The sequence below is a fragment of the Actinoplanes sp. CA-252034 genome (assembly GCF_050956125.1).
Classification (GTDB): Bacteria; Actinomycetota; Actinomycetes; order Mycobacteriales; family Micromonosporaceae; genus Actinoplanes.
Genome location: NZ_CP191846.1, coordinates 6,128,002 through 6,149,817 on the forward strand (window position 1 = coordinate 6,128,002; position 21,816 = coordinate 6,149,817).

Here is a 21,816-nt window from a genome sequence, read left to right on the forward strand (position 1 = left end):
CCCTAGCGCCCGCTCCGGTGCTTGCCTCATTCACGGGGGTCGCTCTATTCTGCGTAATCAGGCAGGAGGAAAGCGCTTTCCTGCACCTAGCGGTGGTCATCCCCTTTACCGGCCACCGTGCCATCCCCCATGCGCGCATCCCGACGGCGCGCTGAGAAAACAGGTGAATCGACAATGAGACGATCCATCGCACTGCGACTGTCCGCTGTGGCCGGCGTCGCCGGACTGGCCGGCGCCATCAGCCTGGGCCTGCCCCAGCACGAGGCATCGGCCGCCACCGGCGGCGTCACCGGTTACGCCACGCAGAACGGCGGCACCACCGGCGGCGCGGGCGGCGCCACGGTCAAGGCCACCACCGGCACCCAGATCCACAACGCGCTCTGCACCCGCGCGGCCAGCAACACCCCGATCATCATCCAGGTCGAGGGCACGATCAACCACGGCAACACCACCAAGGTGTCCGGCGACAGCTGCAACACGGCCGCCGGCGTGATCGAGCTCAAGCAGATCAGCAACGTCACCATCATCGGGGTCGGGGCCGGGGCCACCTTCGACCAGCTGGGCATCCACATCCGCGACTCCAGCAACATCATCATCCAGAACGTGACGGTCAAGAACGTCAAGAAGTCCGGCTCGCCGACCTCCAACGGCGGCGACGCGATCGGCATGGAGAGCACGGTCCGCAACATCTGGGTCGACCACGTCACCCTCGAGGCCTCGGGCGGCGAGTCGGAAGGCTTCGACGGGCTGTTCGACATGAAGGACGACGTGGAATACGTGACGTTGTCCTACAGCATCCTGCGCAACTCCGGCCGCGGCGGGCTGATCGGCTCCAGCGAGAGCGACACCGGCAACAGCAACATCACGTTCCACCACAACAAGTACCAGAACATCGACTCGCGGACGCCGCTGCTGCGTGGCGGTGTCGCGCACATTTACAACAACCACTACGTCAGCCTCAACGAGTCGGGCATCAACTCCCGCGCCGGCGCCAAGGCACGCGTCGACAACAACTACTTCGAGGACTCCAAGGACGTGCTCGGCACGTTCTACACCGACGCGGCCGGCTACTGGCAGGTGTCCGGCAACATCCTCGACAACGTGACCTGGTCCGCCGCCGGTACGGACAACAAACCGGCCGGGCCGAACCTGACCTCGACCACGACGGTCAGCATCCCGTACTCGTTCACCCTGGACGCCGCGTCCTGCGTGCCGTCGGTGGTCGCCGCGACCGCGGGCGCCGGCAAGGGCCTGGCCGTCTCGACCGGCAGCTGCTCGGTCACCACCGGACCGACGTCGAACCCGCCGTCCAGCCCGTCGACCTCGCCCAGCACCCCGACGTCGCCGAGCCCCAGCGCGAGCCAGCCGACCGGCACCAACCTCAGCCTCGCCTCGGGCGCCGGCGCGGACGGTTCCAGCAAGGCGAGCGGCACCAGCTACGGCAACGTCAAGGACGGCAGCCTAACCACCATCTGGTCACCGAGCGGCGCGACCGGCGACATCTCGATCAAGTGGGGCTCGGCCGTGACCGTCTCGAAGGTCAACATCCGCGAGGCGTCCGGCTCGTCGATCGGCAACGTCCAGATCCTCAACGGCGCCACCGGCGCGGTCCTGGCCTCCGGAACCGGCGGCGGCGTGAAGTCCTTCGCGGCCACCTCGACCACGAAGCTCACCTTCCGGATCACCAGCTCGTCGGGCACCCCGAAGATCGCGGAGTTCGAGACCTACGCCTCCTGAACCAGCACCACCTCTCCAACCCCGCCCGGGCCGGCCGTCGCCACCGGCCCGGGCGGGGCCACACCCGCCGCTCAGTCCTTGGACTCGATCGCGGCTCGCATGTCCGGGAAGTCGCCCTTCACGTCGACCGCGGTCTCGTCGAAGAACAGGAACATGCCGACGCTGCCCTCGTCGGCCCAGCCGCAGAGCGCCATCTCATACTCCCCGGCGACCGTGTTGCCGCACTGGGCGACACCGCCGAGCGAACCGAGGCCGGCGGCCGTGACCCCGGTGAGCTGGCTCTCGCCGCTGAACGACTGGAACATCGTGTCGAGCATCTGCTGTGGATCGCTGATGTCGACCTCGGCCGCCAGTGCGGCGATCAGCTTCTTGTCGTCGACGTCACCGTAGACGGCGCCGAACGCGTTCGCCGCGCCCGGAAAGCCCTTCAGCTCCTTCTCCAGGTCCTTGGTGAGCGAGGCGAAGTCGTCGGCCTCGATCTTGGGATAGCCGTTCAGCGTCGTCGGCTCGCTGATGCTGATCTCGGCCGCGGCGGCCGTCGGCGAGGCGCTGGGGCTGGGACTCGTGCCCGTCGTGGTCCCGCCGCCGGACACCTTCTCCCCCAGCAGGTAGAAGACGGTCCCGCCGCCGACGAGCAGGACCAGCCCGATCGCGACCGAGACCAGAGTGATCGCCACCGTCCGGGAGCGCCCCGGCGGCGAGGGTGGCGGCGGCGCCATCGCGTAGGTGGGCTGCTGCACATGGCCGTGATATCCGAAGTCGGGCTGGGTGTATTGCGGCGGGGCGTACTGGGGCTGGGGTATTGCGGCTGAGGAGACGGGGGCGCGGCGAACTGGGGCGGGGCGTAGTGGGGCTGCTGGTACTGCGACGACTCATACGGGTCGACGGGCGGCGGCAGCGGCTCGCCGGGCGGCGGCGGGTATGTCATCGACGCTCCATTGCTAGAACTGTCGGTCGATCCTAACCAGGACGTGTGACAGTTCCCTCCGACAGGAGGGCCTGCACGGCGGCGATCAGTTGACGGCCGTCCAGCAGGACCCGGTCGTTGTGGTCGGCGCCGTCGACCACGGCCAGGTGCGTCAGGTTGGCCGCGGCGTCGGCCACGGCCCGGCTCTGCTCCGGCGGGACGACCTGGTCGCCCGTGCCGTACACGATCGCCGTCGGGGCGTCGACCTGCGAGATCAGTGACCGTACCGGGAATCGGTCGCGCAGCAGCAGGCCGGTCGGCAGCAACGGATAGTGGGTGCGCCCGGCGGCCGGCAGATCGATGAAAGGCGATCGCAGCAGCAGGCCGGCGGGCGGGTGCCGCACGGCCAGGGCGGTGGCGACGGCGGCGCCGAGGCTCTCGCCGTAGTACACGATCGGCCGGCCGCTCCCGGCCAGGTGGGCACGTGCGGCGTCGGCGTCGAGGGCGAGACCCGCCTCCGAGGGGCTGCCGGGGTTGCCGCCGAAACCCCGATAGTCCAGCAGGAGCACGGTCAGCCCGAGCGAGGTCAGGGCCTGGGCCAGCGGGGTCCGCCCCGCGCGGCTGCCCGCGTTGCCGGGCAGGACCAGCACGGACACGCCCCGGTCGGGGCTGCCGGGCGGCGGCGCGAACTCCCAGGCGGTCAGGGCCGTCGCGTCGGCGGTGCGCAGCGTGATCTCACGCGCGTCGGCCGCGAGCGGCGGCACCGACCGGTCCGGGAAGTAGATCAGCTTCCGCTGGGCGGCCCAAGCCGTGAGCACGATCAGGATCAGGATCAGGAGTACGGCCAGAGCGATACGAGCCACCAGCCTCATCCTCCCAGTCTGCACCCGCACGCTCAGCTGACGGGCGGCCCCAGCCGGAGGATACGCCGCGCACGTCGCCGGTCCAGCCAGCGCGGCTCCGGGGCGTCGACCGGGTCGGCGGCGGCGATCAGGTCGCCCACGATCTGCAGCCAGAAGAAGGCGGCACTGACGGCGTTGCGCCACCGGCCGGGCTCGGGTGCTCCGACCGGCAGCACGGTCTGCGCCCACTGCCACGCCACCCAGGCGACCTGCGGGTCGGGGTGGCGCTGGCCTCGGCGGCTGAGCCGGCGGACCTCACGACGGCTCTCGGCCGGCAGGCGCCACCAACGGCGCAGCAACTCGTGGCGGTCAGGGGCGTCGGCGTCGCGACGCGCGTCTTCGGGATGTCGACCGCTCATGGCGACCGAGGATAGTGGACGCGGTGAAGAGGACGCCGCCGCCGACCTCCATGCGCCATGACGTCCCGGTCGACGCGCCCGTCACCCGACACGAGTCGACTCGGGACGCTGGTGACGGGGGTCGCCCGATCAACCAGCCGGTCGAGGAGTCCGCGACGCGTGCAGGGACGCCAGCAGCCGTAGGCGGTCGGCGTCGGAGCTGCCCGGCTCGGCCGTCCAGACCAGCATCACCGGGCCCGGAGCGCCGGGCAGCGGGTAGGAGTCCCAGTCCAGGACGATGTCGCCGACCTCCGCCACCCGGAACGTCTTGCTGCCACTGACCTGCGCGCGCACATCGTGGCGGGCCCACAGCCGACGGAACTCGGCGCTGCGGATGCTCAACTCGCCGACGATCGCGGTGGCCCGCGGATGGGTGGGGTCGGTCGCGACGGCGGCACGCATCATGCCGATGTAGTCGAGCGCCTGCCGCTCCCAGTCGGGACAGGTGCGCTCGCCGGTACGGGTGTCGTCGAACATCAGCAGCAGCATGTTGAGCCGCTCCGGCGGGTGGCCGTCCGGGTCACCGAGCAGGGCCTCGGCCATCGGGTTCCAGTCGAGCAGGTCGAGGTGCCGGCCGAGCACCACGGCCGGAGTGTCCATCACCCGCAGCAGACGCCGGGTGCTGTCCGGGACCTGTTCCAGCGCGCGGTCGGTGCGGGTGGGCGCCGGCCGGCGGGCGGCCCGGGCCAGGGTGAACAGGTGCCGGCGTTCGTCGTCGTCGAGCCCGAGCGCTGCGGCCAGCGCGTCCAGGACGTCGTCGGACGGGCGTACCTCCCGCCCCTGCTCCATCCGCTGGTAGTAGTCGGTGCTCAGACCGGCCAGCAGAGCCAGTTCCTCGCGGCGCAGCCCGGTGACCTTGCGACGGCCGCCCGGCTCCAGGCCGACGTCGCGCGGATGCAGCCGGTTGCGGCGGGCCCGCAGGAAATCGCCGAGCTCACGGGCGTACGGATGGGTCATGCCGTCAAGTGTGCGGCGGCGGCCCGTGTCGAAGGTAGGTCGCGCAGACCTAGGCAGCCGGGAACGACCGACGCCGCCCGCTGCGGCCCTAGCGTCGTCCCCCAACCGCATCGACCGAAGGAGCAGCAGCAGATGGAGAGCATTCCCGACCAGCGTGGCCGGATCGCCGTCGTGACCGGCGCGAACTCGGGCCTGGGCCTGGTCACCGCGACCGAGCTGGCCCGCCGCGGCGCCCATGTCGTGCTGGCGGTCCGCGACACGGCCGCGGGCGAGGCGGTGGCCCGGCGCCTCGGCGGGCGGGTCGAGGTCCGCAGGCTGGATCTGGCCGACCTCGATGCGGTACGCACGTTCGCCGCCGCCCTGGCCGCCGACCATCCCGTGATCGATCTGCTGGTCAACAACGCCGGCGTGGTGCTGCTCGGCCCCCGCCGCACCACCGCCGACGGGTTCGAGCTGCACCTGGGCACCAACATGCTGGGCCACTTCGCCCTGACCGGTCTGCTGCTCGCCAACCTGGCCGCGGCCCCGGCTGCCCGCGTGGTGAGCCTGAGCTCGATCACCCACAAGTCCGCGCACCTCGACTTCGACGACCTCATGCTGGAGCGCGGCTACCGGGCGGCCGACGCCTACGGCCGCTCCAAGCTGGCCACCACCGTCTTCGGCGTCGAACTGGACCGTCGCCTGCGAGCGGCCGGCTCGCCCGTGCTGTCCGTGCTCGCCCATCCCGGCCTGACCCGTACCAACCTGACGCCACGGGCGTGGGAGCACCGCGGCCGGGCCGGCCGGGTGATCGCGCGACTCGGGCTGCTCGCCACCCAGTCGGTGGAGCGCGGCACGCAGCCGCAACTGCGGGCGGCGACCGCCACCGGCGTGCGCGGCGGCCAGTTCTTCGGCCCGGGCCGGCTGTGGGAGACCCGGGGCCCGGTCACCGAGGCCCGCATGAGCCGGGAGGCCGCCGATCCGGCCGTCGGCCGGCGCCTCTGGTCGGCTGCCGAGTCCCTGACCGGCGTCACCTTCCGCTGAGGCCGGCCTCCGCGCCACCAGCGCCGGCCGGCTCAACGCAGAGCGCGGCGACCCTTGACGACGCCCATGGCGATGGAGGCGACGAGCGCGATCAGCCCGATGATCAGGAGCCATTTCACGGCCTTGAGGACGAGACCGAGAACGATGAGTACGAGTGCGACGATGCCGAGGGTGTAGATCAGGGCGCGCATGTGCTTCCTCCGGACGATTGACTGCTCGCGGCGTACCCGCCCCCGAAAACCGTCAAACAGGTGCCGGTATGCCGGATCCGGTGTGCTCGGCCACCCGCGCGGTGTCCGGGCGCACCGGATCGGCGAAGCGCCCTACCTCCGCGACCATCCGCGCTGATCACGCTCAGCGCGGATCGGGACCGCGACGGCGGGACGACGATGCCCGCCGCCCGGGCTCAGCAGTCGCCGAGGCACACGTCAGAGCCCGGATCCGCAGGCTCGTCACCCGCCGAGGACGACCAGTTCGGTACGGCCGCTCGCGGCGCCGGTCTTCTGGACCATCATCAGGTCGGCGCGCTTGTCGCCGTTCCAGTCGGTGACCAGCATGTCGAGATGCCCGGTGGCGCCCGGTGCGGTGTCGGCGTCGACGACGAGGCTCTGGAGACCCTTGGCGCCGTCGTACGCCCGCACCCGGCTCTTTCCGTCGGCGGTCTGCGACTCCTGCACCACCACCACGTCGGGGTGACGGTCGCTGTCGACGTCGGCCACGAGCACCCGGTGCTCGGTGCTCGCCGGCTCCGGCAGTGTGGTGACCGGTGTCAGGCTGCGCCGGAGGTCGGCGGCGCCGTCGAGGACCTGGACCGCCATCTTGCCGCCGGCGGCCCCGGACACCTGGGTGACCACGAGATCGGGGCGCCCGTCGCCGTTCCAGTCGGCGGCCGCGAACCGGTGGGTGTCGTCGGTGGCGGCGAGCGCGGTCGTCGTGTGCAGCAGTTGCCGCCGGAAGGCCGACGCACCGTCGAGGACGGTGACCTCGGTGTGGCCGCTGGCCGTGCCGGACCGCTGCACCACCATCAGGTCGGGCCGCCGGTCGGCGTTCCAGTCGGTGATCGCGTAGGCGTGGCGCTCGTCGGTCGGCCCGAGCGCGGTCGCCCGGTCCAGCAGCAGCGACGAGAAGCCGGTGGCCCCGTCCATGATCCGGATCTCGGTCTTGCCGGTGACGGTCTTCGTGCCCTTGACCACGACGAGGTCGGGCCGGCCGTCCTCGTTCCAGTCCGCCAGGGCCAGGTCGTTGCGCCCGTCGATCGGGCCCAGCTGGGTCCCGGCCACGGTGAGCGCCTGCTGGAACGGGCCGGTGGGAGTCGCCGACGGGGTCGGCTCGGGCGTGCCCGGCACGGACGGGACGACCGGGTCCGCCGGGCGGGCCCACAGCCGCTCCACGATGAGTTGCGCGTCGTGCGCCTCGGGCGCATACGCCCCGGGGAACGCCGACCGCTGCACCCGCTGGCAGATCGCCCCGATGTCGCCGCTGCGCCAGCTGTCGCCGGGGTGTTTGCGCAGCATCGAGGTGAGGAACGCGTTGGTCGCGTAGACCGGGTCCACCACCTGGTCGGGCCGGCCCCAGCCCTGCGAGGGCCGCTGCTGGAACAGCCCCAGGCTGTCGTGGTCGAGGGCGACCATGTGGTTGTTGAGGGTGCTCTCGGCGATCGCGGTGGTGAGGGCGATGACCGCCGCGCGCGGGTCGAGCCCTCGGGCTCGGACGGTCGTGATGATCGCTCTCGCGCAGGCGATGTTGCGGCCGGTCAGCGCCGGGCCCAGCCGGGGACCGTTCATCGCGGGCCGCAGCTCGTCGGCGATCGCGCGGTCGGCCGCGGACACGGCACCCGGGAGGCACGGTGCCTGCGCGCCGGGCGCGGCTGTCACCGGGGCGCCCGCGAAGGCCGGTAGCGGCGCGAAGAACGCCGCGGCCGCGACCGTCATCGCCGACAAAAGCCGCCGGGTGGTGGAGCGTGTCTGTTCCGCCGTCATGTCTTACCGGACCCCCGTCCTCACTGCTCTGCCGCATCAATCTGCCATACATCGTCCTTCACCCGAAAGGCGTACTCCCGTAGCCGTTGTCCGATTGCCGTCCCGATAGGCTCGGCGGCCGCATCCGGTCAGTAGGCGATGCCGGTCAGTAGGCGATGCCGAACGGTCGCCGGATCGTGGCGGGGTCGTCGAGGGCGGCGAGCATGGCGTGGGCGACGTCGGCGCGCCCGATGGTGGTGCCGCGCGCGACGTTGCCGCCGACGACGATGCGGTAGCGGCCGGTCAACGGCTTGTTCACCAGCTTCGGCGGGCGCACGACCGTCCACTCGGCGTCGCTGTCGGCCAGCGCCTGCTCCATCTCGCGCAGGTCGGCATACACCTGCTTCAAGACGGCGCTGACGAGGGGCGTCAGGACACGGCGGTTGACGAAGGTGTCGCCGTCGGGGACCGGCCCGACCGGCGCGGCACTGACGGCGACGAGACGGCGGACGCCCGCCGTGCGCATCGCGGTCAGCAGGTGGGCGGTGGCGGTCGAGGCGACCGGGCCGTCGTGGCGGCCACGAGGGCCGATCCCCGACAGCACCGCGTCGCTGCCACGCAGGGCCGGGCCGAGCGCGGCGGTCGCGGCGAGGTCCGGCACCGTGACCGTCTCCAGGGCGGGGTGGGTCACGCGCAGGCGGGCCGGGTCGCGGACGACGGCGGTGACGGCGAACCCGCGGTCGAGGGCCTGACGAACGACGTGGCCGCCGATGCCGCCGGTCGCGCCGAGAACGGTGAGTCTCATCGTCTCCTCCAGAATAGGGAGCATCAGTAATTGTTACCGTAGACGACAATTACTGGGTCGTACAGTATGGGGGTGTCCGACGAACTCGCACCAGGCACGAACCGGCCGCTGGCCGACCGGGCCAACTTCCTGCTCTCCCAGCTCGGCTTCCACGTGGCACAGACGTTCGCCGCCCGGCTGGAGCCGCTCGGCATCGCACCGAACCACTTCGGACTGCTGATGCATCTGGACCGCGACGAGGGCAGCACCCAGCAGCAACTCGCCGACGCGGTCGGCGTGCACCGCAAAGTGATGGTCGGCCTCATCGACGACCTGGAACAGCGGGGCCTGGTCGAGCGGCGACGACACCCCACCGACCGCCGCGCCCACGCACTGCACCTGACCGCGGCAGCCCGCGAGCTGCTCCCCCGCGCCCGCGGCGTCGCCGACCGGCACGAGGACGAGCTCCTCGCCGCGCTCAGCCCCGGCGAGCGCGCCGACCTGCTGGCCACGCTGCGCAGACTCGCCGAGCACAGCGGCAATCCGCCCGGCGCCCACCCGGGCCTGCGCCTTGCCGCGGCACACCGGACCGACACCCCCGGACCCGCGCCGAAGCACCGATAGGCCTCGAAGGTCTTCGCCCTCGACCACTAGCCTGCCCGTATGGGTAACGCTGAGCTCGACGAACTCGTCGTTCCGGACGCGGACGCACTACGCGCCTGGCTGCTGGCCAATCACGACTCGTCGGCGGGAGTGTGGCTGGCCCTGACCAGGAAGGGCGGCGCCGTCACCACACTGACCTGGCAACAGGCCGTCGACGAGGCGCTGTGTTTCGGCTGGATCGACGGGCAGGCCCGCAAACGTGACGAGGCCTCCTCGTGGATCCGGTTCACCCCGCGCCGCACCCGCAGCTCCTGGTCGCAGCGCAACGTGGAGAACGTCGCCCGCCTGGAGACGGCCGGCCGCATGCAGCCCGCCGGACGCGCCGCGGTGGAGGCGGCGCGCGCCGACGGGCGGTGGGCCGCCGCGTACGCCCCGCCGTCCGAGGCGCAGGTGCCGGCCGACCTGCAGGCCGCGATCGCCGCCGACCCGGCCGCGCAGGCCATGTTCGACGTGCTCACCAAGACGAACCGGTTCGCGCTGATCCACCGGCTCAACGCCGTGAAACGGGCCGAGACACGAGACCGCAAGATCGGCGAGTTCGTGGCGATGCTGGCCCGTCAGGAGACGTTCTACCCGCAGAAGGCCCGGCCCGCGTGACCACGACGCCCGCCCGCGAAGGGCAGCCGCGCGGGCGTTGTGCGGCGGCCGTAACCTCGGCGCTGTGACCAGTCTCGATGACGACGGTTCCACACAGCACGACATTGCGGCCTCCGGGCCGGCCCACACCGCGGCCTCCGGACCCGCCCACACCGCGGCCTCCGGACCCGCCCACACCGCGGCCTCCGGGCCGGGCAACACCGCGGCCTTCGGACCGCCTCGTACCCCGGCCTCCGGGCCGGGCGACACCGCGGCCTCCGGGCCGGCCCACACCCCGGCCACGACCGGCCACGAGCCCGATCCGGTCCGTCTGAGCCCGCCCGCCGATCCGTGGATGACCGAGGCGCCCACCTCGGTCGTCGCGGACCCGGCGACGTTGAGGGAGTTCGGGGCGACGCCCGCCATCACCGCGTTCCACGACACGGCCGGCGTACGCAAGCGCCGCCCGCGACGGCTACTCCTCGTCGTTCTCACCGTGTGCGCCGTGTTCATCGCCGCGCTGTGGGCCGTCGACCGGTTCAGCGACGACGGCGACGGCGCACTCGGCACCGGCCCGTCCGCGCGGCCGTCCTCCACCGGCGCGTCGGCGGACACACGCTCGCCCTCCAACGGCGCGTCGCCGGCCCCGCGCCCGTCCACCGCCGCCACGACCACTGGCGAACGCGCGCCCGCCCCTGTGGACCGGCCCTCCGGCGACGCGACGGCCGTCGGCGGCGCCGCGCCGGGGCCCGCCGACGGTCCGGCAGTCGTCTACGAGGTGACGGCCAGCGGATCGGGCAACACCGGCAGCGTGGCCTACACCGATCAGGACGGGCAGATCATCCGCCGCAACGGCATCGCCCTGCCGTGGCGGACCACCTTCCCGGCCGGTTCGGGCAGGCAGCCGCTGGTGCTCACCGCGCAGCGCCTGGGCGGCGGTGACGCCGGCCCGGTGACATGCACCATCACCGTCGGCGGCAAGGTGCTGTCGACCACCACGACGGAAGGCCGGTACGGCGCACCGCAGTGCAGCGGCTGAGCCCGAGTGCAGCGGCTGAACCCAAGTGCAGCGCCTGAGCCCGAGTGCAGCGGCTGAACCGAGTGCAGCGGCTGAACCGAGTGCAGCGGCTGAGTTCGACGGCCCCGACCCGATGCCGGTGCACCGGGACCCGAACGCGCGGCGGGACTTGATCGGGCGTGCTTGGATCGACGGCTCCGACACCACAACACGGGGAGCCGACGATCTTCTTCTTCGAGGGCGAGCGGGCCGGACTGTCCCGGCCCCGCGCCCGGCTGGCCGGTTTCCGGGCGTTCCTGGCCGGCGGGGCGCTGCTGACGATCCTGACGGTCGCGCTGCAGCCGGCCACCGGCATCCGCGGATGCTCCAACTACGGCGGCAACGGCAATGGCACCGCATTCGACGACCCGATCTGGGATCTCCTCTATCCGCTGCTACTGATCAGCTGGATATCCGCGGTCATCGTGGAACAGCTGACGCCGGTCACCTGGAACGGACGCGGCGCCCTGCTGATCATCGCCCGCGGGCTGGCGGCCGTCATGGCCACCGTGGTCGTCGCGTGCGGGGCGGCGTTCAAACTGCTCCTGCTCTGCCGCTGAACGCGGGAGCCCTTGAACCCGAAAGCACTCAACGCGAGTGCCGCTCAACGCGAGAGCCGCCCACGCGAGAGCCGTCCAACGCCGAGAGCGGCCCCAACACCGAGAGCCGCCCAACACCGAGAGCCGCCCAACACGAGAGCCGCCCAACACCGAGAGCCACTCAACGCCGAGAGCCGCCCAACACGAAAGTCCCTGAGCGCGAGAGCCGCCCAACGGTCAACGATTTCGCCACGAACACGCGGGCGTCGTCGATCAGAGCCGGCTCCAGGCCCGGTCCATCACCTGTCTCTTGCCCGCTGCGAAGCGGGGCCTCGCATAGCCGGTCAGCCTCGTCGCCGCCTCTTGCGCGCGGCGGGGGCGCGACGACCGTACCCGGCGAAAATCGACGGCGCCGCACCGCTTCGACCGCCGGGAGTACAGGGTTGCCGCGACCTGCCGTCCGCATCGTCGGCGCGGGACCGGCCGGTGGTCGAGTACGGCCACGCCGGTGGCTCGCCGGGAGAGTGACCACGCCCATGGCGCCGGGACACCTGGCCGCAGGGGCCGCAAGGGCGATCATGCGGGTCGCCAGGGCATGGGCACGGGGTCCGAGGGGCGTACTGTCGGCCCATGTCCGGTCCTGGAGACGTGCCCGCGGAGATGCTGGAGCGGCTGCGGTCGATCTGTGGGCGGCTGCCGGAGGCGTATGAGGAGCCCGCATGGATCGGGGTGCGCTGGCGGGTCCGGGCGAGGACGATCGCGCACGTCTACATGCCTGATCTGCAACGCTATCCGGCGTATGCCCGGCACGCGGCGGGCGGCGAACCGCCGACGGTGATGACGTTCCGGGCGCCCGCCGACGACCTGCTCGGCCTGAGCGCCGCCGGTTTCCCGTTCTTCCGCGCCGACTGGGGTGCCAACGTCGTCGGGGTCGTCCTCGGCGACCACACGGACTGGGTCGAGATCGCCGAGCTGATCACCGAAAGCTACCGCGAGATGGCGCCGAGGTTCCTCGCCGCCCGAGTCGGGCCGCCCCGCCCGCCCGAGTGACCCACGCCGGTCGGCTGAATGGCCCACCCCCGCGGCCACGCCCGGCCGAACCCCGTGATCACCGCCGGGGCCTGGACGCACGCTATCCGGCGGCGAGCCGCTGATCGGCGGCGGTGACCGTCACCGGAACCGCTTCGGCGTCGGCGTGCCGCAGCGCCAGGCAGGTCTGCAGCCGGGCGTGCCGGAACTGGTATGCCGGGCCCACCCGCCGCAGGATGCCCCGATCGTGGGCGTCGTCGAGGAAGTCGAGGATCCGCCACGGCGCGAGACCCCGGACCGCCAGCCACGTCCGGGCATACATGAACCGCAGCCAGGCCGATCCGGCCCCACTGGTGACTCCGATGACCGTGCCCAGGGTGATCGCCACCGTGCCGTAGATCGTCCACGCCAAGGTCGCCGCGGGAAGCGTCAGCAGCGCCACCGAGAGGATCGCGGCGGCCGTGGTCGTCAGGAAGACCGCACGATCCTGGCGCAACGACTTCAGCGACCCGGCCGGGCGGTTCACGTCAGCGGTGGCGCCGATACCGTCGACGAGGAACGCGATGGTGCCGGTCAGAATGCCGCCGATCAGGCACAGGACACCGATCGCCCCTACGGCGAGCAGGAGAGCGCCGCCGACCGAGTCGGCCCGCACCACCCACACGAGGATCAGCGGTGAAGCGCAGATTGCGAAGCCGCTGCCGACGGCGAACCCGTTGAGGAACGACCTCGGCCGCAGCCGGACCCGGGTCGGCCGTCCGTCGGCCAGACCCATCAGCGCCCCGATCAGGGGACCCACCAGCAGGGAGACCACCAGGGTCAACAGCAGGGCCCACCGGTCGCCGCCACCGCGCAGGACGACACCCTGGACGAGTACGGCCACCAGCACCACCCCGGCGATCGCCTGCCGGCCGACACCGAACGGGACCGCGTCGACCAACTGCCACCAGGTGAGCTCACGCGCCCGCGTCCGGTTCAGGTGCCCGGCCAGGAAAGCGAGCCAGCGCTCGGCCTTCACCTGCGGGTAGCGCCGCCGCACCGAGTCCTCCTCCCGGTGCTCGGCATAGAGGGCCGGCACGTAGCCGCGCAGCAGATGGTCCTCCAGCGCCTCCCGGTCGGTGAAGCCGAGCAGGTCCGACGGCGACGTGCCGGGCTCCCGGTAGACCACCCGCGCCAGATGGACCATCAGCGGTGTGGAGAACGCCTGCGCCACCGCACTATCCGGGTTCTCCGCCAGATGCCGGGTGACCGGATCCCAGCGTCGCCGGCCCGGCTCACCCTGACCGGCCGGCAGATACGCGGCGGCTTCGGCGTGCGAGACCGGCTCCAACTCGACGACCGCGGCCCGCGCCAGCACCGCGCCCACCTGACCGATGATCTCCTGATACTCGGCCGCACGGCACGTGACCACCACCGGCCGGTCCTCGGACAGATAGTTGTTGAGCCGCGTGACGGCCAGCGGGATCTGATCGCGGGCCACCTCGTCGAGGCCGTCGAGCACCGGGATGATCCGCCCGGACGCCAGCAGCCGCCGGACCGCGTCGGCGCCGAAGTGCTCCTCCGAACCGAGCCGCGGATAGGCGCCGGAGATCTGCTCGACCAGCCACTCGTCGAGGCTCTGCTCCTCCGGCCGCCACATGGAGAGGCTGAGCAGCACCGGCACCGCCTCACCGGTCTCGTGCACGGCGAGCAGCTCACGGACCAGCAGAACGGCCAGCGACGTCTTACCGGCGCCGGGCGCACCGATCACCACGAGCCGCCGGGCCGGTAACCGCCGCAGGGCGGCCGCCACCTGCGTGACATCGCCGTGCAGCTTGAGCCGGGTCGGCCGGCCCGCCGTCCAGCCGGGCCCGAGCACGTCGGCGGCGGACGCGGCGACCTCCCGGCCGGTCGACGCCCACCGGAGCCGCAACGGTGACGGCTGGGCCAGGCCACGGACCCGCGCCTCGTGACTCCACTGCCGGGAGACGAGCTCGGCGAGCTCCGCCGCGGCGTCGTCGACCAGGCGACGATGCTCGGAGGCGGCCGGCCGCCGGTTCTGCCGCACCGTGAACACGGTGATCAGCAGCCCGATCCCGGTCAGCACCAGGGCACCGACACTGGCCTTCTGATCCGCCCGCTGCCATGGGTCCTGCGCGTCGTCGATGTAGTTCGCCCAGGCGAATACGGCGAAGACCAGAATCGTCGTCCCGCCGGCGACGGCGGGCAGGAAACGCCACTGACCCCCAGGCTTCCGCATGCGGACATGATGCCGCCTGACATTGATCTCCATCATCGGGGTCGGCGCCCCGAAGACGGGACGGACCGCTGATGGGAGCCGCTACCGGGGTGCAACCGGCCGATATCTCAAGTCACAACGTTCGGCCCGCAATCTATTCCCTGTCAGTCATTCGGGGGAAGGACGTCGTCTTGAAGGTTCAGTTCCGTAAGTACGTTGTTGCCGCTGCCGCCGTCGGTGCGTTCACCGCGATCGGCGCCATGGCGCTGCCGACCGGTTCGGCCGGCTGGGAACCCGTCACCTACGGCCTGACCGCCAGCCCGGAGCAGCTGCTCCCCGCCACCGTCTCCGCCGACCGCCCCGCCCGGGTCGTCACCACCACCGTCGGCGAGGACGGCCGCCCGGTCGTCACCGTCAAGGAGGCCACCGACCGGCAGTCCGCGGTCCGCCTCGTCGAGGACGGCCAGAGCACCGACGACGCGGTGAGCGTCGAGGTCGACGCCCAGGCCTACGCGTACGGCGTGCCGACCGGCACCGACCCGAGCCGGGCCCAGCAGTGGAGCCTGACCAAACTGAAGGCCGACGACGCGTGGAAGCGGTCGACCGGCGCGGGCGTCACCGTCGCCGTCATCGACACCGGCGTCGACGCGCGTCACCCCGACCTCGCCGGCAACGTGCTCGACGGCTACGACGCCATCACCGACAAGGCCGGCCCGGTCGTCGACAGCCACGGCCACGGCACCCACGTCGCCGGCACCATCGCCGCCGTCACCGGCAACGGCGTCGGCATCTCCGGCATGGCCCCCGACACCAAGATCCTGCCGGTCAAGGTGCTCGGCGCCAACGGCGGCGGCAACATGTCCGACATCGCCGAGGGCATCATCTGGGCCGCCGACCACGGCGCGCAGATCATCAACATGTCGCTCGGCTCGACCACCCGGGTCGCCGCCGTCACCAACGCGGTCAACTACGCCCGCGGCAAGGGCGTCACCGTGATCGCGGCGGTCGGCAACTCCCGCCAGCAGGGCAGCCCGGTCTCCTACCCGGCGGCCGACACCGGTGTCATCGGCGTCGCCGGCACGGACACCGCCGACCGGATCGGCACCTACTCCACCGCCGGCACCTACGTCGACGTCGCCGCCCCCGGCACCGACATCCTGAGCACCTACCCGGCCACGCGTGGCCCCGGATACAAGCAGATGAGCGGCACGTCGATGGCCTCGCCGCACGTCGCCGCGGCCGCCGCCCTGCTCAAGAGCGCCAACCCGGCGCTGACGTCGGACCAGATCGAGGCGGCGCTGGAGAAGACCGCCGTCGACCTCGGCACGCCCGGCTTCGACAACGACTTCGGCAACGGCCGCATCGACCCGGCCGCCGCCCTCGCGTCGCTCACGCCGGTGACCGCCCCGACCACCCGCCCCACGACCGCTCCCGTGACCAAGGCGCCCACCACCGCTCCGGTGACCAAGGCCCCCACCACCGCCCCCGTGACCAAGGCGCCCACCAGCGCGCCCGTCACCAAGGCCCCGACGACCGCCCCGACCACCAGCGCCCCGGTCACCAAGGCCCCGACCACGGCACCCACCACCAGCGCCCCGACCGGCTCCGCCGCGTACGAGGCCGAGGTCGTCGCCCTGACCAACGCGCAGCGCACCGGCAACGGCTGCGCGGCGGTGCGCACCGACGACCGTCTGACGGCCGCCGCCCGCGCCCACAGCAACGACATGGTGGCCCGCAACTTCTTCAACCACACCGGATCCGACGGCAGCAACTTCGTGACCCGCGCCAACCGGGCCGGCTACACGGCCGCCTCCGGCGAGAACATCGCGTACGGCTACCGCTCCCCGCAGGAGGTCGTGACCGGCTGGATGAACAGCCCCGGTCACCGCGCCAACATCCTCAACTGCCAGAGCATCGCCATCGGTGTCGGCCTGGCCACCAAGGCCGACGGCACCCCGTACTGGACGCAGGTCTTCGGCCGCGCCTGACCACAGTGACCGATGAGACGGCCGGGCCCCCGCGGGCCCGGCCGTTCCGTCGTCTCAGCCCGGCTCGGACTCGTGGCCCGCCGGGTGGGAGCGCAGCAGCCCGTCGTAGGCGCGCACGGCCGTGATGTCGCCGGTGATGACACGGTGGATCGTCCGCGTGATGGGCATCGCCAGACCGTGCCGGTCGGCCAGCTGCACCGCGGCGTGCACGGTCTTCACCCCTTCGGCCACCTGCCCCATCTCGGCGAGGATCTCGTCCAGGGTCCGGCCGCGGCCGAGCTGCTCGCCGACGTGCCGGTTGCGGCTGTGCGGGCTGATGCACGTGGCCACCAGATCGCCCATGCCGGCCAGCCCGGCCAGCGTGCTCGGCTCGCCGCCCAGCTCGACGGCCAGGGTGGTGAGCTCGGCGAGCCCGCGGGAGATCACCCCGGCCCGGGTGTTGTCGCCGACGCCCAGGCCCTGCGCGATGCCGGTGGCGATCGCGACGACGTTCTTCAGCGCTCCCCCGACCTCACAGCCGATCACGTCGTGGTTGGTGTAGACGCGCAGCAGCCCGCGCCGGAACACCCGCTGGATCTCGGTGGCGACGGTCAGGTCATCGGTTGCGATCACGGTCGCCGCCGCCATCCCGGCCATGATCTCCTTGGCCAGGTTGGGGCCGGTGAGCGCGGCCGCGGGATGACCGGGCAGCACCTCTTTGATCACTTCGGTCATCCGCAGCAGCGAGTCGCGTTCCAGCCCCTTGCTGAGGCTGACGACCGGGATCCACGGGTGCAGGTCGGGCCGGACCCGCTCCAGGGTGTCCCGGAAGGCCCCGGTGGGCACGCCGACGACGAGCAGCTCCGCGTGCGCGGCTGCCTCGGCCAGGTCGGCGGTGGCGCGCAGCCGGGCCGGCAGCGGGAATCCGGCGAGGTAGCGCTCGTTGGTGTGCTTCGCGTTGATCTCGTCGGCCGTGGCGGTGTTGCGCGCCCAGATCAGCGACTCGTGATCGCGGCGGGTGAGAACCGAGGCGACCGTGGTCCCCCACGAGCCGGCGCCGAGCACGGTGATCCGCATGTTCCGCCCTTCCCTAGGCACACGCTTCACCCGGCTCGCACGGCCGGAGGCGCGCAATGAGGATACGGCGACGGGGCGGTTTCACCGGTGTCGTCGATGCGTTACGACGGTGTGTCGCGGCCCCGGCCACACCCCCTAGAGCGTCCTAGGAGGATAGCTTGTTCGCCGCGCGGGGATCATCGACGGGAAACGATCCCCCGGTTACAGTCATCGACGGGGGTGAGCCGTGCGGGCGACTCGGGCCATCAGTCTCGTGTTCGCCGGCAGTGGCGCGGCCCAGGCGTCCTGGATGTCCCGGCTTCCCGCCGTTCTGGAGCAGACCCACACCGATGTGGTACGCCTCAGTGCCGGCCTGGTGATGCTGGGCGTCGGCACCCTCGCCGCGATGGCGCTGACCGGCCCGGCCATCACCCGCGTCGGTGGCCGCCCGGTCGTCGGCGCCGGTTTCGCCCTCACCATGCTGTCGCTGATCACCATCGCGCTGGCGCACTCCCCCACGGCGCTGGGCGTGGCGATGCTCGGCATGGGCGTCGGCGGCGGTGTCTGGGACGCGGGCATGAACGTGCAGGCAGCCGAGCTGGAGAGCCGCCTGGAGACGCACCTGATGAGCCGCTTCCACGGCTGGTGGAGCATCGGCAGCATGGCCGGAGCGGGCGTGGGCCTGGCCGCCGCCGCGCTCCCGGTCGGCCTGCTGCCCCACCTCACCGCGGTCCTGGTGGGCTCGGCCGTGCTCTTCGGGTTCGGGGTCACCGCGTTCGACGACGTCAAGCGGGGCGGGCCGGACGCCACCGGGCCGCCGATGCGGTCACCGGCGCGGCGGCTGGCGGCGATCGGCACACTGCTGTTCTGCGGGGCCGTGGTGGAGGGCGCCGCCGGTGACTGGCTGGCCGTCTATCTCAACCAGGACCGGCTGCTCACCCACGCCGGCGCGGCCCTGTGGTACGCCCTGTTCGTGTCGGCGATGGCGGCCGGCCGGCTGATCGCGGAGCGCCCGCACCGGCACTTCGGCGCCGTCGGCCTGGTTCGCACCGGCGCGGTCGTCACGTCCCTGAGCATCGTGCTGGTGGTCGCCGGCCCGACCGGATCGTGGCTCTACCTGGCGGCGCTGGGCTGGGGCGCCGGGATCTGCTGGGTGTTCCCGGCCGCGCTGAGCGCGACCGGGAGTGTCGCCGCGCCGTCGGCGGTCGCCGCGATGACCGCCCTCGGCTACAGCGCCAGTGTGGCCGGTCCGCTCGTCATCGGACGGCTTGCGCACGCCGCCGGTCTGGAGACGGCGATCGCTGCCATGCTGCCGCTGGTGCTGACCGTGGCGCTGCTGGCTCCCGCGCTGGCCGGGGCCGACCCGGAGCCGGCGAGATGAAGCACCGCAGCCCGAAGCCGCGAACCGCCGCCCGGACGTCGCGCGGGCCGGCCGGGCTCCCGGTGCGAACCGGCAGGTCGGCCATGAAGTCGCGCCAGGTCTTGCGGTCGTTCTGCCAGGCCTCGATGTAGCGGACACAGTCGATCGGCTGGATGAACCGCAGCCGGCCCTTCGCCGCGCTCAGTGACCGCCGCATCTCCTCGGCCTGCCGGGTGCCGGGTCCGATCCGCCTCTCGATGCGCTGGATCAGGTCGAGCCGTGCCGCGAGGAACCGGCTCCAGTAGCCGGTCTCCGCGACGATCGGCAGGCCGTGGTCGAGCCCGGCGAAGATGCCCTCGGCCAGCACGTCGCCGAACTCCTCGCCACGGGCGCGGTCCGGGTCGGCGAACGGGTCGTAGTCCTGCTGGACCGCGACGCCGGCCTGGGCCACCGGCCGCAACCCGGACTCGCCGAGCAGGAAGAACCAGTCCTCGTTGTAGATCTCGGGGAAGAACGAGTCGATCCGGCCGGTCGGCACCGCCAGCGCCCCGCCGCCGATGAAGGTGTCCTGGGCACCGCCGGTCGCCCGGTTGGCGTGACACACCACCGAGTTGTCCGGGCAGCCGGTCACGTGCAGGCCGACACCGTCGTGGGTGTCGAGCAGGGCGGCCGCCCGCTCCAGATCGGCCGGGTCCGGCACCTGGATGTCGTCGTCCAGGAAGACGACGTTGTCCCAGCCGGCCATCCGGGCGAGCACCAGGCCCAGGTTGCGCTTGGCGCTGGTGTCGGCCCGGCGCTGCAGGCGGGAACGGCCGAGGACGGTGGACGTCTCCAGGCCGGGCAGCGCGGGAACCCCGGTCTTCGGGAAGTCGACGGCGACGACACGGGGACCGGGCTCGCCGGTCAGGCGCTCGATCACCGCCCCCGGACGGGAGCGACCGCTGCACAGCACCAGCAGGGTGGCGTCGAGCAGCGCGGCCAGGCGCCCGGCCTCGACGAGGGAGGCCTCGGCCCGTGCGCTGGGCACGATGACGGCGTCCACCCGGCCGCGACGGTCACCGGGCACGGGGTTCCGGATCAGACCGCGGTGGGAGTGATGGTGTCCGACCCGGCTCATGCCTCGGTCACGGGCGACCACTCGTGCAGCAGCCCGTCGTCCTGCGTCCAGTCGGGTGTCACCACGGCTCCGTTCACGTTCATCCGGACGCGCATCAGGATGCTGAACGCGGAGGCGTCCGGGAAGCGTTGCCGGATGTAGTTTTCGTTTCGATCCCGAAACTTCTGATCGGTCAACGCCCGTACCGCACCGTACGTTCCGCGCCCGAACATGCCATTACACAATGTCACTGTTCGGCGCGCGTTGTACGGGCTTCTCCCCCGGAAGAAGTGTGCGACGTCCTCCAGAAGGGATCCGTTGGACGAGTCCAGCACCGGCTCGAAGACGCGCCCACCGACCGTGAAGCCGCCGGTGTCCTCGTCGTTGGGCCGTCGCTGCTGGCGCACCGGCAGCTCGAGCCGCCGGGTGATGTCACGGTTCACCGCGTTCCAGTCGACGCCGCCGATCAGCACGAGGTGTGAGGTGAAGTCGTCCTCGACCATCTCCTCGGAACGGCAGATGCGGACGTCGGCGGCCGGGTTGACGGCCCGGATGTGCCCGTGCACCTCGAGCAGCGCGTCGAGGTCGGCGAGGCTGTAGGAGCGGACGTAGTCGGGGTCCTTGGTGTCGGTGAACGGCATCCGCTCACGGAACCGCTTGGGCAGGCTCCCGCTGACGATGATGATCGGCCGCCGGTCCGGGAAGAACCAGGTGCCGCGGGCCGCGTCGCCGGGGACCGCGGCCGGGACGGCGGGCGGCGGGTCGTCCTCCTCGTGCTCGCCGGGGAAGCGCAGGCCGAACAACTCGGCGTGCAACTCCTCCCGGGCATGCCGCTCGGCGACGGTCAGCTCGTGCTCGGGGAGCAGCCGGGCCGGGCTGGACTCCACCGAGCGCGGGGTGGCGAAGAACATCGCGTATCCGGCGAGCCGGCTCGCCGGTGGCAGCGCGGGGTTGCGCGTCGACTCCCACGAGGAGATCAGGGACAGGCTGAGAGGGCCGTGCTCGCCGCCGAGCGCCTCGGCGATCTGTTGCTGGGTGACCTTCAGCTCGGGCCAGAGCTCGGTCCGCAACTTGCGCAGACGTCGTGCGAGGCGCGTGCCATCGGGCTGTGCCGGCTGCATGGGATGCAATCCTTCACTGAACTCAAAACAATCCGCAAAGCCTAGGGGAAGCGCTCCCTCACGGCCAGTGCTGAGACGCCGAGTGTGCACACCGTGCCGAAGGTGTGGGATGAGCGTGAGTGAACCCACTGCTCAACCTTGCTTCATTCGACTTGAGGGACTTAACCTAACTTCAGTTAAGTCCCTGAAGGTGCTCCTACCTCAGCGGCCGACCCTCCGGCTCCGGCCGCTGGAGCCGAACGTCGCTCATCGGCATCGCCGGCCCTCGCGGGCGGCGAGAGCGACGCGGTCCCGCGGCAGCCGGAGGGGGCTGCCGCGGGACCACCCCGGCGCCGTGTTCGTTCCCCGGCGACCACCATCCGATCGGCTACCCAGCGTCACATTTCATGGGATCGCTCCCATGGCGGCGATGTGCAGGCGGGGCCGCGGATCATCGATAGCCACTGATCCTCTGTGGTTCGATGTCGC

The 21,816-nt window shown here is 72.0% G+C and carries 19 protein-coding genes; 9 read left to right on the top strand and 10 right to left on the bottom strand.

Going from position 1 to position 21,816, the window contains the following annotated elements:
* Window positions 1–174: 174 nt before the first annotated feature.
* Window positions 175–1,737: a pectate lyase family protein gene (locus tag ACQPZW_RS28285; protein WP_433789060.1), complete on the top strand. Its 1,563-nt coding sequence runs from the start codon at window positions 175–177 to the stop codon at window positions 1,735–1,737.
* Between the two features lie 71 nt (window positions 1,738–1,808).
* Here the strand turns inward: ACQPZW_RS28285 and ACQPZW_RS28290 are convergent, their stop codons facing one another.
* The 4 genes from ACQPZW_RS28290 to ACQPZW_RS28305 all read right to left on the bottom strand — a co-directional run bounded on the left by ACQPZW_RS28290 (window position 1,809) and on the right by ACQPZW_RS28305 (window position 4,901).
* A complete protein-coding gene (locus ACQPZW_RS28290) occupies window positions 1,809–2,477 on the bottom strand; it encodes a hypothetical protein (protein WP_433789061.1) in 669 nt (222 codons plus the stop codon).
* Between the two features lie 220 nt (window positions 2,478–2,697).
* Complete coding sequence (locus tag ACQPZW_RS28295) at window positions 2,698–3,516, bottom strand: alpha/beta hydrolase (RefSeq protein ID WP_433789062.1); 819 nt, start codon at window positions 3,514–3,516, stop codon at window positions 2,698–2,700.
* A 23-nt stretch (window positions 3,517–3,539) separates the two neighbouring features.
* Entirely contained in the window at window positions 3,540–3,905 is a 366-nt protein-coding gene (locus tag ACQPZW_RS28300) for a hypothetical protein (protein WP_433789063.1), read from the bottom strand.
* A 129-nt stretch (window positions 3,906–4,034) separates the two neighbouring features.
* Window positions 4,035–4,901, bottom strand: coding sequence for a helix-turn-helix domain-containing protein (locus ACQPZW_RS28305; RefSeq protein WP_433789064.1), 867 nt, complete (start codon window positions 4,899–4,901; stop codon window positions 4,035–4,037).
* A gap of 132 nt (window positions 4,902–5,033) precedes the next feature.
* On the opposite strand from ACQPZW_RS28305, the gene ACQPZW_RS28310 reads away from it, so the two are divergent.
* Window positions 5,034–5,924, top strand: a complete 891-nt coding sequence (locus tag ACQPZW_RS28310) for an oxidoreductase (RefSeq protein WP_433789065.1) — start codon at window positions 5,034–5,036, stop codon at window positions 5,922–5,924.
* A gap of 32 nt (window positions 5,925–5,956) precedes the next feature.
* On the opposite strand, the gene ACQPZW_RS28315 is transcribed toward ACQPZW_RS28310, so the two are convergent.
* The 3 genes from ACQPZW_RS28315 to ACQPZW_RS28325 form a co-directional block, all read right to left on the bottom strand.
* Window positions 5,957–6,115 (bottom strand): hypothetical protein, encoded by a 159-nt coding sequence (locus ACQPZW_RS28315; protein ID WP_433789066.1) that lies wholly within the window; start codon window positions 6,113–6,115, stop codon window positions 5,957–5,959.
* A 261-nt stretch (window positions 6,116–6,376) separates the two neighbouring features.
* Window positions 6,377–7,903: an FG-GAP repeat domain-containing protein gene (locus tag ACQPZW_RS28320; RefSeq protein ID WP_433789067.1), complete on the bottom strand. Its 1,527-nt coding sequence runs from the start codon at window positions 7,901–7,903 to the stop codon at window positions 6,377–6,379.
* A gap of 145 nt (window positions 7,904–8,048) precedes the next feature.
* Entirely contained in the window at window positions 8,049–8,711 is a 663-nt protein-coding gene (locus tag ACQPZW_RS28325; protein WP_433789068.1) for an NAD(P)-dependent oxidoreductase, read from the bottom strand.
* A 48-nt stretch (window positions 8,712–8,759) separates the two neighbouring features.
* Here ACQPZW_RS28325 and ACQPZW_RS28330 point away from each other — a divergent pair, with 48 nt between their 5' ends.
* The 5 genes from ACQPZW_RS28330 to ACQPZW_RS28350 all read left to right on the top strand — a co-directional run bounded on the left by ACQPZW_RS28330 (window position 8,760) and on the right by ACQPZW_RS28350 (window position 12,551).
* Window positions 8,760–9,290 (top strand): MarR family winged helix-turn-helix transcriptional regulator, encoded by a 531-nt coding sequence (locus tag ACQPZW_RS28330; protein WP_433789069.1) that lies wholly within the window; start codon window positions 8,760–8,762, stop codon window positions 9,288–9,290.
* Window positions 9,291–9,329: 39 nt separating this feature from the next.
* The gene (locus ACQPZW_RS28335) at window positions 9,330–9,926 is read left to right on the top strand and encodes a YdeI/OmpD-associated family protein (RefSeq protein ID WP_433789070.1); all 597 of its coding nucleotides are present in this window, start codon (window positions 9,330–9,332) and stop codon (window positions 9,924–9,926) included.
* A 64-nt stretch (window positions 9,927–9,990) separates the two neighbouring features.
* Window positions 9,991–10,944: an MmpS family transport accessory protein gene (locus ACQPZW_RS28340; protein ID WP_433789071.1), complete on the top strand. Its 954-nt coding sequence runs from the start codon at window positions 9,991–9,993 to the stop codon at window positions 10,942–10,944.
* A 158-nt stretch (window positions 10,945–11,102) separates the two neighbouring features.
* Window positions 11,103–11,522 carry a hypothetical protein gene (locus ACQPZW_RS28345; RefSeq protein ID WP_433789072.1) on the top strand — a complete coding sequence of 140 codons (420 nt, stop codon included), beginning with the start codon at window positions 11,103–11,105 and terminating at the stop codon, window positions 11,520–11,522.
* Window positions 11,523–12,131: 609 nt separating this feature from the next.
* Window positions 12,132–12,551 carry an MmcQ/YjbR family DNA-binding protein gene (locus tag ACQPZW_RS28350; RefSeq protein WP_433789073.1) on the top strand — a complete coding sequence of 140 codons (420 nt, stop codon included), beginning with the start codon at window positions 12,132–12,134 and terminating at the stop codon, window positions 12,549–12,551.
* An 82-nt stretch (window positions 12,552–12,633) separates the two neighbouring features.
* On the opposite strand, the gene ACQPZW_RS28355 is transcribed toward ACQPZW_RS28350, so the two are convergent.
* Window positions 12,634–14,769, bottom strand: a complete 2,136-nt coding sequence (locus tag ACQPZW_RS28355; protein ID WP_433789074.1) for an NACHT domain-containing protein — start codon at window positions 14,767–14,769, stop codon at window positions 12,634–12,636.
* 170 nt (window positions 14,770–14,939) lie between these two features.
* Between ACQPZW_RS28355 and ACQPZW_RS28360 the strand changes: the two genes are divergently transcribed.
* Window positions 14,940–16,736: a S8 family serine peptidase gene (locus ACQPZW_RS28360; RefSeq protein ID WP_433789075.1), complete on the top strand. Its 1,797-nt coding sequence runs from the start codon at window positions 14,940–14,942 to the stop codon at window positions 16,734–16,736.
* A 54-nt stretch (window positions 16,737–16,790) separates the two neighbouring features.
* Here ACQPZW_RS28360 and ACQPZW_RS28365 read toward each other — a convergent pair whose 3' ends face one another.
* Entirely contained in the window at window positions 16,791–17,792 is a 1,002-nt protein-coding gene (locus ACQPZW_RS28365) for an NAD(P)H-dependent glycerol-3-phosphate dehydrogenase (protein WP_433789076.1), read from the bottom strand.
* Window positions 17,793–18,018: 226 nt separating this feature from the next.
* Here ACQPZW_RS28365 and ACQPZW_RS28370 point away from each other — a divergent pair, with 226 nt between their 5' ends.
* Window positions 18,019–19,152, top strand: a complete 1,134-nt coding sequence (locus tag ACQPZW_RS28370; protein WP_433789077.1) for an MFS transporter — start codon at window positions 18,019–18,021, stop codon at window positions 19,150–19,152.
* Window positions 19,153–20,244: 1,092 nt separating this feature from the next.
* Here the strand turns inward: ACQPZW_RS28370 and ACQPZW_RS28375 are convergent.
* Window positions 20,245–21,348, bottom strand: a complete 1,104-nt coding sequence (locus ACQPZW_RS28375; RefSeq protein ID WP_433789078.1) for a helix-turn-helix domain-containing protein — start codon at window positions 21,346–21,348, stop codon at window positions 20,245–20,247.
* Between the last annotated feature and the right edge of the window lie 468 nt (window positions 21,349–21,816).